8 protein-coding genes and 1 rRNA gene are annotated in these 13,479 nt (G+C 48.7%); 3 read left to right on the forward strand and 6 right to left on the reverse strand.

Going from position 1 to position 13,479, the window contains the following annotated elements:
- The first annotated feature begins 153 nt into the window (after positions 1–153).
- The 3 genes from rrf to JUB14_RS10960 all read left to right on the forward strand — a co-directional run bounded on the left by rrf (position 154) and on the right by JUB14_RS10960 (position 1,470).
- Positions 154–265, forward strand: a 5S ribosomal RNA gene (rrf, locus tag JUB14_RS10950).
- 327 nt (positions 266–592) lie between these two features.
- The gene (locus JUB14_RS10955) at positions 593–1,093 is read left to right on the forward strand and encodes a PAS domain-containing protein (protein WP_207506004.1); all 501 of its coding nucleotides are present in this window, start codon (positions 593–595) and stop codon (positions 1,091–1,093) included.
- A 44-nt stretch (positions 1,094–1,137) separates the two neighbouring features.
- Positions 1,138–1,470 (forward strand): GNAT family N-acetyltransferase, encoded by a 333-nt coding sequence (locus JUB14_RS10960; RefSeq protein WP_207506005.1) that lies wholly within the window; start codon positions 1,138–1,140, stop codon positions 1,468–1,470.
- 2 nt (positions 1,471–1,472) lie between these two features.
- On the opposite strand, the gene JUB14_RS10965 is transcribed toward JUB14_RS10960, so the two are convergent.
- The 6 genes from JUB14_RS10965 to JUB14_RS10990 form a co-directional block, all read right to left on the reverse strand.
- Positions 1,473–2,018, reverse strand: a complete 546-nt coding sequence (locus JUB14_RS10965) for a pseudouridine synthase (RefSeq protein ID WP_207506006.1) — start codon at positions 2,016–2,018, stop codon at positions 1,473–1,475.
- Positions 2,019–2,139: 121 nt separating this feature from the next.
- Positions 2,140–2,904 carry an exodeoxyribonuclease III gene (locus tag JUB14_RS10970; RefSeq protein ID WP_207506007.1) on the reverse strand — a complete coding sequence of 255 codons (765 nt, stop codon included), beginning with the start codon at positions 2,902–2,904 and terminating at the stop codon, positions 2,140–2,142.
- A gap of 205 nt (positions 2,905–3,109) precedes the next feature.
- Positions 3,110–4,327 carry a nucleoside permease gene (locus tag JUB14_RS10975; RefSeq protein WP_207506008.1) on the reverse strand — a complete coding sequence of 406 codons (1,218 nt, stop codon included), beginning with the start codon at positions 4,325–4,327 and terminating at the stop codon, positions 3,110–3,112.
- 106 nt (positions 4,328–4,433) lie between these two features.
- A complete protein-coding gene (locus tag JUB14_RS10980) occupies positions 4,434–5,651 on the reverse strand; it encodes a DUF2264 domain-containing protein (protein WP_207506009.1) in 1,218 nt (405 codons plus the stop codon).
- Between the two features lie 420 nt (positions 5,652–6,071).
- Positions 6,072–10,091, reverse strand: a complete 4,020-nt coding sequence (locus tag JUB14_RS10985) for a PAS domain-containing protein (RefSeq protein ID WP_207506010.1) — start codon at positions 10,089–10,091, stop codon at positions 6,072–6,074.
- 189 nt (positions 10,092–10,280) lie between these two features.
- The gene (locus JUB14_RS10990; RefSeq protein WP_207506011.1) at positions 10,281–13,427 is read right to left on the reverse strand and encodes a PAS domain-containing protein; all 3,147 of its coding nucleotides are present in this window, start codon (positions 13,425–13,427) and stop codon (positions 10,281–10,283) included.
- Positions 13,428–13,479: the final 52 nt, after the last annotated feature.

Below are 13,479 nucleotides of genomic sequence, written 5' to 3' on the forward strand. Positions count from 1 at the left end.
AGGCGTTTAGCTGAGTGGTACTAATCACCCAAGAGCTTGTCTATATTATTCTTTCTATTCTTCTTTCTTCTGCATGTACATGAAACAATGATGGTGCAACGGATGTGCGATGCTGGGTAAGACCAGCCCACTGCCAATGCAACCCCAGAGCCTGATGGTGGCTATGGGGCGGGTGATCACCTCTTCCCATCCCGAACAGAGAAGTTAAGCCCCGCACCGCCGATGATACTGGGTCTTCGCCCGGTAAAGTAGGAAGCCGCCACAACCCACAAAGCAAGACAGGAGCCACAGCTAACGCTGCGGCTCCTTTGCTGTTTATACACCTGCCTACTACTACTCTTCAGCAACAACAAAGAGAGCCCTGTCTACCAGCGGGGCTCTTGCTTTATGGTGCTTCTGTATCATCTATTCAGATTTTTTTAGCCCTTATCACTACCATTTGCTAGAAAACTTTCAGGAAGTAACTAAAATTTGCCCTTCTTGTTTAACTTGCCTTTAACAAAAGGTATATACAGGTTGTTGTGCAATTTGTAGACACTCTTCTATGCTTTGTAGAAAACTACTACGGTACCTTTAAAAATACTTCTGACCTATGCTAGATCTTTCACCAAAAACCAACTGCGATACCTTCACCGGTATCAGAACAACGACTCCTTTACTGCTGGGGATGGAGTTTTTTAGTAAGCCTACCAGGCAGGATGAGTGGGAAGAGTTACAGGCAATGCAGATGGAAAGAGATTGGCTTTATGACTTAGATCAAGCTAAATCTTATCTGAGAGGTAGAAAGAAAGCTATTGTGGTGACGGACTCTTCGCAGCAGATTATCTGGACAAGCTTAGGTTTTACCCGCATGACCGGGTATACTTTTTGTGAGGTGTACCACAAGCGACCTTCTTTTCTACAGGGTGAAAAGACCCAGCCAGAGATTAGAAGCAAGATCAGGGAATGCCTGACCGAGCAGGAAGTATTTAAAGGTAGTATCATTAACTACCGCAAGTCCGGTCAGTTCTATACCTGTGATGTTCATATTCTGCCTATTTTTAATAAGCGGCAGGAACTGGTAAACTTCATGGCTCTTGAGGAAGAAAAGTAGGTGTAGTACTTAAAAGATCTGGAATACATATTGTGTAAGAATCTATGGCAAGTAATCATACTGTAATACATGAACCTGATAAGTTGCAATTTGTAATCCATACAGAGTACGGAGATGCGGTTCAGATGTATGAGTGGGAAAAGGGAGATATGGCTATTAATCATACGGAGGTCCCGGTAGAGTTAGAAGGTAAAGGATACGGGACCGCTCTAGCTAAGTATACCCTTGAATATGCAGACAAGGAAGGGATCAAAATCAGACCCTACTGCCTGTTTATGGAAGAATATATTCATGCCCATGCTCAGCAGTATAGACACCTTATAGCGGATGATTTTGATCCTGACGCTATGATCAATGAGCAGTCGGACGAAGCCTAAACTTAAAGGATCTTCTTTATCAGGTCTTTTCCTTCCACCTCTTTGACCTCACCGGGCTGCATTGTATCCAGGAGTGTGTTACCTATGGCCCAGCGTACCAGCCGTAGCGTAGGAAAACCTACGGCGGCTGTCATGCGTCGTACCTGACGGTTTTTTCCTTCGTATAGTGAGAGAGAGACCCAAGAGGTAGGAATATTCTGCCGGAAGCGGATTGGTGGATTCCTCTCGGGCAACTGCGGCTCTTCAATGACAACAGCACGGGCGGGTAGGGTCTGGTAGGTTTTCCCATTTATTGATATACTTACGCCCTGTGATAACTTTTCGCAGGCTTCTTCTGTAATAAGTCCCTCTACCTGTACATAGTAGGTGCGGTAGTGTCGGTTACGCGGTTCGAGCAGCCTGGTCTTCAGATGATTGTCATTCGTAAGTAGTAGCAGCCCTTCACTGTCTGCATCCAGACGACCTACGGGATATATATCTTTTGGAAACGTAAAGTCCAGATCAGCCAGCGTAGGTTTATCACCTTCCCGGCTAAACTGGGAAAGCATCCCGTAGGGTTTGTAAATCAAAAAGTAACGGTGCAAAGTAGTTGTATAAAAAGTTAAACGAATCCGGCCTGGTACTACCTGTACTAACTTTGGGTATAGAGCGATGTTATTCGGCTTCCAACTAGCTAATTTCTAGCCAGACGGGGCAGTGGTCGGAATGAACGGCGTCGCAGATCTGGCGGCAGTTGACCAAACGATCTCGCAATGTGTTTGTCACAGACTGATAGTCGATCCGCCAGCCTTTGTTATTCACCCGGGCACCCGCCCGATAGCTCCACCAGCTATATTCAGTAAGTTCCGGATTTAAGTGCCGGAATGCATCCGTAAAGCCACTATCGAACCATTTTGTCATCCATTCGCGCTCTTCGGGCAGGAAGCCGGTAGTATTCTTATTACGAACCGGATCATGAATATCATTGGGCGTATGAGCTATATTATAGTCTCCGCAGATGATCAGATTCGGGCGTGTCTGGCGTAGGGTATGAGCGTACTCAAAGAAATCGTCCAAAAAGCGCATTTTTAGGTCCTGTCGGACATCGCCGCTGGTACCAGAGGGGAAGTAGCAGTTCAGAACGGTAATGTCTCCGTAATCAGCCCGTATGACGCGTCCTTCGCAATCATAGATAGAGAGTCCACACCCATCAACCATTAGATCAGGCGTAGGACGGGAGAGTATGGCTACTCCGCTGTATCCTTTTTTCTCGGCCGCGTGCCAGCCTCTGACCTGATATCCTAAGGCCTCAAATCCTGATAGGTCTACCTGATCCTGGGTCGCTTTTACTTCCTGAAAGCACAGTACATCATAAGATTTATCGCTGAGCCAGTCGAGCAGGCCATTCTTGATTGCCGCCCTGATGCCATTCACATTATAAGAGAGGATCTGCATGGGTAGTAGCTAGTAGGGATTAGGTAAAATACTAAAGTCTCTTAGGGCATGTACCGCTGATTTCATGAGTAAAGGACTATCGAAGCACTACATTTTAATTAGGCTGCAAAGCTAATACCTACTAAACTAAACCCTAGCACCCATACTAAAAAACCTCCCGAACCATAAGGGGCCGGGAGGTTTTTTAGTATATATCAGAAGCCGGTTAGGCTACTGCTACTTCGCCTTCCTTTACCGGGGCTTTAGTCTTGTTATCCTTAAAGAACAGGATAAACAGGAGCAGTACTACTACCGCAATAGCCGCAGGTACCATCCAGATGGCGGTCCAGTCTTTCAGACCATCCTGAGTATAGTAGTCAGCAGTGACACCCGACAGCCATGAGCCGATACCCATACCGATACCATAGGTAGCCAGGGTGATAAGTCCCTGAGCGGATGATTTGATCTTATCGCCCGCTTTGTTGTCTGTATAGATCTGTCCCGTTACAAAGAAGAAGTCGTAGCATACACCGTGCAGAATAATAGCCAGGTAGAACATCCATTCGCCCGAGCCCGCATCGCCGTAGCCAAAGAAAATAAAGCGCAGGATCCAGGCAATCAGGCCTACTACCAGCATCCACTTCACACCCAGGCGGGTAAAAGCTACCGGGATCAGAAGCATGAAAAAGAACTCAGAAGCCTGTCCCAATGACATTTTGTTTTCTACGTTAGCCATACCCGAGTCGGTCAGAGAAGGGTTCGCCATGGCGTAGTAGAAGGAAAGAGGAATACAGATCAGTACCGATGAGATGAAGAATACGGCAAAAGAACGATCCTTGAACAGCCTGAACGCATCCAGACCGGCCACTTCGGAAAACGAAGTACCCTCCGATGGCTTGGGAGGCGTGTTGGGCAGGAAGAATGAGAAGATACCCAGGATTAGAGCCGAGTACATTGAAAGCTGGAAGATCGCTACGTTATCACCTATAGCATAGTACCCTACGATATTGGTTACCACGATCCAGGCAACCGTACCCATTACCCGAATAGGAGGGAACTCGGTTTCGGAGTTCCTCATCTGCTGCATGGCGATAGAGCTGGTCAGCGCCAGAGTAGGAGCAAAGGTCAGACAGTAGGTCAGGATCATCCAGAAGAAAGTATCGGCATCCCGGGTCTGGATCAGGAAAAACAGTACCGCGGCTCCGGCCAGATTCAGCACACCCAGTACTTTCTGAGCAGCAAAGTAGCGGTCCGCAATCATCCCTACAAAAAATGGAGCCACAATCATAGCCAGAGAGAAAGCAGCGTAGGCATTACCTACCTGTCCGCCCGTGGCACCGAGTTGTGTAAACATGTACTTACTCATTTGGCCATACCAGGCTCCCCAGACAAAGAACTGGAGAAACATCATGACCATCAACTGAATGCGAACGCTGGTTTTCATATAGTGAAAAGAAAAGAAGGGGTTTTAGTTTTATGGTAACGTTAAAAGTACACTATAAGATATTAATGTAAAAATTTTAAAAAGTCATTATCTCTCTTTTTAGCCTCTAAATGGCATGGTCAGCGGGAATATCCGTACCACCCCAGACTTTGCGGGATGTCCAGTCTGCCGCCGGAGCTGACCAGAATTCGTGCGACTGGGGCAACCCAAGCGGGAGCAGTACCTCGGCACACAGGTATAGACTACCGGTAGAGATGTACCGCTCTCCCAGGGCCGGCTGATGCCCATACATCCCAATCTGCAACCAGCCTTTGGCATCAAAGGTATCCGGATGCTCCATGGTTTTACGAATGACGGCCGTAAGGGCTGAACGTACCTGAGCGGGCGATACCCCTTCAGGAAGTTGCCCCAGGAGCGCCATATTGGCCAGGTGCTGGAAGGCCCCCGCGCGGTAGGCTATCGAGCGACCAATGATGGGGAAGGTACCATCGGGAGCAATCAGGCGCTCCTGAATAGCCGCGTAACGCACCGCTCGTTTGGTCACGTTCTCATGGATGCTCTGGTAGGTTCTATCCATGGGGGCTATGACAGCCAGTATATCGACAAGGAAGGGCTGAATAACGTAGCTATTGTAATAGTCCCAGTGAAAGTTTGGGCCGTCACCGTACATACCATCCCCCTTGTACCACTGCTCGTGCTGGCGAATGGCGTAGTCGAGCCGCATCTTGTCGTACTCGTAACCATATTTGGCAAAGAAGGCCTCTATCATACCGCTAAAAAGAAGCCAGTTACTGAACCCGGGGCGGATCACGCGGCTGCTCTGGAAAGCCTTTACCACATTGGCCTTTACTTCGTCAGATAAGCTGTTCCACAAGGCTGGGCACCGGACCAGGCTGTGTGCGAGGAAAGCGGCATCTACCAGAGGTTGGCCTCCCTTATTGAAGTTCAGGAAATCTTTGGCCGAAGGATTGGTCGCGTTGCTAAGGGCCTGCTGGGCCAGCCGGAAGTAGGTAGTATGTAGTTTCTTTTCTTCGGGGTCGGATATAGTACTGAGATTAAGCCAGGGGCCTATGCCTGCCATCAGCCGCCCAAAAGCTTCGAGATGCGTATACTGGGGGCGGTCATCTGTTTTACCTTCAACGGGCATATTGGCCTTGAGAGTATCATTAGCCAGATTACCTAGTACCGGCTTTGCCAGCTTGTCCAGATGAGCCAGCCATAAGGTACGATCAGAAGGGACGGGAGGGGAAGAAAAAGCCTGCAGATGACTAGCGCCCAGAAGGCCGGAAGTACCGAGGGTTTGGAGGAAGAGGCGTCGGAGCATAGGTATAATTGGTAGTAGGACAAATATTAACCGGAAAGGGTAGAAATACAAGTAAACGTATGGTGACTATCCCGGTGCGTTCTATATTTTATTGAATAGTCTAAGATGTAAAGACTAATCTGATACTATTTTAACAGAAGCGGATATGAAATTTTATTTAAACAGATAGCTGCTTCGTATTACGCTTATTTTTAAAGTAGCTATAATAGTGAATCTGTAGTATCCTTATGAAAGGAATATAGTAGTGGCGGTAGTAGTACTTCTGTTTTCGCTGGAAGCAGTGCCGGCTCAGAAAAGGAGGCTTATAATAAAAGGGCTACTCCTGAGACCAAAGCCTTATTTAAAAAAGGAGTATTGACTATAAACAACAAGAGCGGAGGATAAAGTCCTCCGCTCTTGTTGTTTATAGCTGTATTGTACTTACCAATTGGAGGGGAGTATGATCTTAAAAGTAGCTCCTTCGCCTTCCCGGCTTTCAGCCCAGATCTTTCCACCGTGCTTCATAACTACTTTTTTGGCCAGTGCCAGTCCTATACCGGTACCTGAATACGCATCCTTACTATGCAGGCGCTGGAATATGACAAAAATCTTATCCGCATAGTTTTGCCCAAATCCAATACCATTGTCCTTCACCTCAAACTCGTAGTAGCTCCTCCGGTTATCAAGATCCGGGTGTTGGGCTACCAGATCCCTGTTTAACTTCTGGCAGGTAACCGAGATAACGGGTGGTACACCAGGCTTCGAAAATTTGAGGGCATTACTCAGCAGGTTATAAAACAGCTGGTGAATCTGCCGGTGGACTGCCTCAATCGTAGGCAGATCCGAAACTGTAATTGAAGCGTTCTTCTCCGAAATCAACAGTTCGAGGTCAGTTTGTACTGCCGTCAGTACCACTCCTATATCCACCTGCCTGGGTTGTTCCTCCTGGTTAAGGCTGGCGAAGTTCAGCACATCAGTCAGGGCTGCATTCATTCGCTGGGCCGAGTCAGTTACCCTATCCAACCGCTTCTTCGAAGCTTCCGATAGTTTATCATAGCTGTCAGATCGTATCATTTCGGTGAAGATCTGGATCTTACGTATGGGCTCCTTCAGGTCATGGTGCGATACGTACGTAAATTGCTCCAGCTCCCGGGTTTTAGTCTCCAGTTCCAGGGTTCGTTCTTTTACCTTCTCTTCCAGGAGTACCTCAGCCTGTTTTTGAGCGTCAATGTCGGTATTGGTACCTATCCACTGGGTTACTTTGCCTTCTTTGTCTTTAACAGGTACCCCACGGGTCAGGAACCAGCGGTAGGTACCGTCCTTTCCGCGTAATGGGAAGGTAAGCTCCCAGGGCTCTCCCTTCGGCCAGGCTTCTTTGGCAAAAGCTACTACCCGTTCGATATGGTCGGGGTGGTGTACTTTTTCCCAGCCCCAGCCCTCCATTTCCTCCAGGGTGGTGCCGGTGTATTCATACCACCGGTCGTTGTACCAATGGATCCAGCCATCAGCGTCGGCCATCCAGGCCAGCTGGAATATAGAGTTGGCCAGGGTCCGAAACTGCTCTTCACGCTGGGCCAGGGTCGCTTCAAACTGTTTTCTTTCAGTAATGTCCAGCATAGCTCCTACCATCTGTGTGGCACGTCCTTCCGCGTCACGAATAATAATACCCCGGTCGTGTACATAGGCGATGGTACCATCGGCCCTGACAAAGCGATACTCGTCCTGCCAGGCAAGTACCGATGAGTCCGCAAAGGCCGTCTGAAAGCTGTCCGTTACCCTTTGTTTATCTTCATCATGAATATGGCTACTCCAGGCTATATCTATTGACAGAATTGAGTTATCATACCCAAAAAGCTGCGTGTAAGCATCGTTAAAGTAAACCTTGTCCTCGGGTATGTTCCAGTCCCAGATGGCATCACTGGTGGCCCTGGTTACCAGCTCGTAGCGTTTGTTACTTTCACTGAGGGCTTTTTCTTTTCGGTAGCTTTCCAGAAGCACCCGCAGGATGTTTCCGGTCCGCTTGATGGTATTCTCTTCCAGTACAGAAGGCGATTTGGGTTCGCGGTAGTAGCAGGCAAAGGTAGCGATCACGGCTCCGTTAGCGTCCAGTATGGGGTGTGACCAGCAGGCTTCCAGATTGTGCTTCGCTGCCAGGTCATGATAGCCAGTCCACCGGACATCGGTTTGTATATCCGTGACAATGACTTTTTCTTTCAGATAGGCGGCTGTACCGCAGGAACCTGCGTATTCTCCTATTTCTGCCCCTTCAATAGAGTTGAGGTAGTCCGGAGACAGATTAGGGGAAGCCAGATTATAAACTCTGTTGTTCTTTACTTCCAGGATCGAGCAAAGCATTCCGGGATGCAGTCCTTCGATCTGGAGTAAGTAGTATTCAGCAATTTTCTGAAGGTTTGTTTCCTTCACTACATTCATCCGCAGAATCTCCCTTTCCAGCTTTTCAAGTGCCAGGTAGTAGTGGTGTTCGGAGATGTCCCTCATCGCACCTATCATTCGGAGGGCTTTCCCTTCGGTATCTCTTACTACCAGCCCTCTGTCTTTTACGTACGCATACTCACCGTTTCTCTTTTGGATGCGGTATTCCTGCTCCCAATGGGTTGCCTGACTTTGCAGTGTGTCCTGTATACTTTCATAAATACGCTGGGCGTCGTCAGGGTGTACAAAGGAATGCCAGAAGTCCGGGTTAGAAGGTGTTTCCGTTTGTTTAAAGTCCATAATTTCTTCAAACCCTTCGCCCCGGTAGGTCTGGCCGGTGGTGATATCCCAGTCCCAGATAGAGTCCTGGGTAGCCCTGGAAACCAGTTCAAAGCGCTTATTGCTCTGCCTGAGGGCCTCCTCAGTCTGTTTTCGGGTACTTATATCCCGCGCGATAGCGAACAGATGTGGTTTTCCGGCCAGAGTCAGCCCACCCATATTAACCTCAACGGTGTATATATACCCATCTTTGCGCTTGTGCAAGGTTTCAAACTGAGGGATAATCTCTCTTTGGGCCAGGGCAAATGCCTCATTGAATTTTTCGTCATGAAAAATTAAATCAACGTCAGGGACGCGTAAATGCCGGGCTTCTTCTTCGGTATAGCCCCAGGCATCGAGGGCTTTATGGTTGAGGTAGGCAAAGGTGCCGTCTTCGCGCATCAGGATAAAGGGGTCCTGCGCATGATCAGCCATGTACTTAAACCGCTTCATCGCTTCCTGGCTTTCCTCTATCTGCTTCTGATAAAGAATCTGAGGTGTTATATTCTGAATAATGCCCAGGATCAGGTAGGGCTTGCCTTCGTTATTGAAGAGCGTTTTCCCAAATGAACGCAGGTGTTGAATGGTACCGGTAGTAGGGTGAATAACCCGATAGGTAACATCATGGCGGCTGTTCGATTCGGATAGGAGCGTTTGATCAATGGCCTGATCTACAAGAGACCGGTCATCAGGATGAATAGGATTGAAGCCTTCCTCACGGCTAAATCCCTGTACTTTATGTCCAAACCACTCATCAATACGATCTGAAGTGGTACCCTTATTAAGCTGAAGATCCAGCCTGAATGTACCTAACTCTGCTGCTTCTACGGCCAGGCGTAGCTCCTCTTCGCTTTCCTTTATTTTCTGACGGGCCAGGACCTGCTCAGTTATATCGTGCCCCAGCGCAAAAACGCCGCTGGCTACCGTGTCCGTTGAAGATTCGTAGAAAGGCTTATAGACAAAGTCCAGGTAGCGTAACTCCCGCTTGCCGTTGCGGACCAGATCAATGGGGAATTCATTGGCATAGAAAGGTTCTCCCGTTATACGTACCTGATCCAGAAGGGCTTTGAACCCCTGCTCCTGTAGCTCCGGTAGCGCTTCAAACAAGGGCTTGCCCACTACCTCATTGGTGCGGTCCCAGACGAGGAGCAGCTCTTCATTAGCCAGTTCTATTACATATTTATCGCCCTTTACGATACCGATAATAACCGGGGTCTGCATGAAGAGGTTGTAGGCCTTCTCAATATCCCTGATTCTAGCTTCCCGCTGTTTCGCCTTGACCTGATCCGTAATCTCTACGGATGTTTGAATGATATAAGCAACTTCTCCTTCCTGATTCAGGACCGGCCTGTGCTCCGGCCGCCAGTAGTGTTCCGTGAAGGTACCATCGCTGTTAGGTATATCGTATCGCTGGACAGCTAGCTGATGGGGTACTTTATGGCTGATGACATAGTCCAGAGAAGCACGTATATTTTTCTCACCGGTGGAATTGGGATCGTCCGGGCTCTCGGGAAATGGTTCAAAAAAGCCCTTTCCCATCAGGTCTTCCCGCTGCATATGAGTAGTACGGACGAAGTCTTCGGTTACAGCCAGAATAGTATAGGTAGGCGGATTGGCCAGTAGTAATGCGCTATTACCAGGCATTACTTCAAAAGCAGCTCTGAAATCTACAGAAGGCTTGATGGCTGAATCGGAATTTTCGAAACTCATACGGGGAAAATCAGCAAAACATAACTACTGCCGGTACATATCTATTAATGAGGTATGTGCCTTATAAGGTACTGTTGTAACAAAGATAATAAACGTAAAGGGGGGCCTCTTTCATACTCTTAACCGATACTATCATCAATGGGTAGTTGCCTCTTGATAAAGAGAATTAACCCATTCGTATCTATGTTGTTATGAATTAGCGGGTAATAATACCTTAAACACAGCTCCTTCCCCCGTCTTGCTCTCGGCCCATATCTTTCCGCCGTGTTTAAGGGCTACTTTCTTGGCCAGCGCCAGCCCGATACCGGTACCTGAGTAGGTATCTTTGCTGTGGAGCCGCTGGAACATGAGGAATATTTTGCTTTCGTAATCCTGATCAAAACCTATACCATTGTCCCTGACGGAGATCTCGTAGTAGTCTTTGCTGCTATCCAGATCCGGCTGTTCCGGGAGCTGGGAAGGATACGCTCTGCGGCTGGAAATAGATATCAGGGGCAGGGAGTCCGGTTTGGAAAATTTAAGGGCATTGTTCAGCAGGTTATAGAATAGCTGGTGCATTTGCCGGGGTACGGCCTGGATGGTCGGAAGAGCAGACACCGAGACAGTAGCCTGCTTCTCACTAATGACTACTTCCAGATCTGTTTGTACGGCCTCCAGTACCTCATTCAGGTCTACGAGGTCAGGTTGTTCCTCTTTGTTGAGGCTGGCGTAGTTGAGGACATCTTTCAGAGCAGCACTCATTCGTTCGGCCGCGGCTGATACCCGGTCCAGACGCTTCTGGGAGGCTTCGGTAAGCTTATCGTAGCTATCTGACTTTACCATTTCGGTAAAGATCTGAATCTTCCGGATGGGCTCCTGCAGGTCATGGTGTGACACGTAGGTAAACTGCTCCAGTTCAGCATTGATTCGCCGCAGGGTATTGTTTACTTCCAGCAGCTCGCGGGTGCGTTCTTCAACCCGGCTTTCCAATAGTTCAGCTACCGTCTTCTGGTCCTGTATATCAGTCGAGGTCCCGTACCACTTGATGATCTTGCCCTCTTCGTCCCGGAGGGGTACTCCCCGCGACAGGAACCAGTGGTAGGAGCCATCTCTGCCGCGCAGGCGGTGCTCGATTACATACTTGCCCCTACCCGCCAGGGCATTCTGCCAGGCCTGGTTAGTAGTCTCCCGGTCGTCCGGGTGTATAAAGTCAAACCAGCCGTTGCCCAAAAGCTGCTCCATAGACTGACCGGTGTAGTCGAGGTAAGTCTGGTTGAAAAAGTTGACGGTACCATCGGGTAGGCTATGCCATAACAGATGAGGCATGAATTCCAGTACAAACTGCAGTTCCTTATTTGTTATTTCTATCTCATGCCGGGCCAGAACCTGTTCTGTGACATCCGTGGCTACGACCATGATACCTGCAATGCTACCATCACCTTCACGTAAAGGTTCATATACAAAGTTGATAAACAGTGTTTCTGTCTTTCCGCCTCTGGGTAGATTAATCGGCCGTTCACTGGCCCAGAAGGTTTCACCCGTGGTATAGACTTGGGTAAGTAAGTCTTCCAGTCCCTGCTTCCTAATTTCGGGTAGACCTTCAAAGATAGGTTTACGTAGGAGCTCGTCGGCACCCCGACCCCACAGTTCATACATGCGGTCGTTGGCGATCTCTACCGTAAAGTTGGCACCTTTGAGTATACACATGGCTACCGGCGACTGCAGAATCATATTACGGAAGTTCCTTTCGCTCTCCACAAGCTGCTGCTTGGCCATTACCTGCCCGGTTACATCATTGGCCATCACCAGTACTCCCGTTATGGTTCCATCGGCCTCACGGTAAGGGTTATAGCTGAAATTGACGTAGCGGGTTTCCATATCGCCATTTTTACGCTTGAAAACAGCCGGAACCTCATTGCCATAGAAAGGCTCGCCGGTACGTAATACATTAAGAAGCAGCCCCACAAACACCTGGTCTTTCATCTCCGGCAGGATCTCCAGAAATGGCTTATTGATCACCTCAGGTCCCACCTGCCAAAGTTCAAACAGAGCCTGATTGGCTACTTCGAGTATCAGATCTTCACCTTTAAGAATAAGTATAGGGTCTGAAGCCTGCTCTACCACGTTCCGGAACTTCTGTTCCTGCTTTATGCGGTCAGTAATATCCCGGAAGTACCACGCCCAACCGTAGTTGCTTCCACTTTCGGCAATTATGGGTGTACCCCGGCGCTCAATCACCCGGCCATCTTTGAGGAGTATTTCATCGTAGGCTTTTTTACCATTATTAGAGTACATCTGCTCATTACTGGCAATGAATTTCGCCGGATCGGCCACCATAGTTAAGGCATGGCGTAGGGCCGCTTCCCGATCTTTGTTATCAGTTACATCCTGTGGGAGGTTCCATATATCGGCAAACCGCCGGTTGTGCAGGACCATGTTTCCCTGGGGATCTACGATAAGTACTCCGTCGGGTGTGACTTCGTTCTCAGCTTCAAAAAGCGCATTACGAAAGTCCAGTCGCTCATTTACTTCTTCAACCCGTTGCCGGGCCAGTACCTGCTCAGTCACGTCGTGCGCCATCCCGATCACTCCCGCGGCTACAGGCTCGGATGGATCGTCGTAGTAGGGCTGGTACACAAAGTCCAGGTAACGTACCTCTTCTTTTCCGTCGTGGATAAGTGTTGAGGGGCTTTCGTAGGCATAATACGGCTCGCCCGTCAATCGTACCTGGTCCAGCAGGGGGATAAAGCCCTGGTGCTCCAGCTCGGGAATAGCCTCGAGTAGTGGCTTGCCTATGACCTCGGGGCCCCGTCCCCATAGGTGGAGCATATCTTTATTAGCCAGCTCAATGGTATATTCAGGCCCTCTGACAATGGCTATAATGACCGGGGCCTGCATAAAGAAATTGTAGACCCGCTCAATGTCCTTGATCTTGGCTTCCCGCTGCTCGGCTTTCACCTGCTCGGTTACGTCATCGGTTGTATGGATGATGTAGAGTACTTCGCCCTGGCTATTCAGGACTGGTTTGCGATATACTTTCCAATACCGCTCTTTGTAGGAACCATCCCCTTCGGGGATATCATAACGAAGTATGGGCAACTCATGCGGCTGCTTATGCGCCAGCACGTATTCCAGCGACGCACGGGCTTCTTGCTCACCGGTAGGATCACCCGGGTCGCCCGGAAAAGCTTCAAAAAGATTTTTGCCTATCAAATCCTCTCTTTGTATCCCCGTTGAAGTTACAACTCCGTCGGTAACGGCCAGTATCGTAAAGTAGGGGGAGTTGGCCCGTAAAAGGGTACTAATGCCAGGCATAGCTTCGAAAGCAGCCCTGAAATCTACCGAGGTCTCTATCACTGAAATAATATATTACTTATTATAATTGGGGACTTAAATAATCATTATATGC

It is taken from the genome of Telluribacter humicola, assembly GCF_017355935.1.
GTDB lineage: Bacteria > Bacteroidota > Bacteroidia > Cytophagales > Spirosomataceae > Telluribacter > Telluribacter humicola.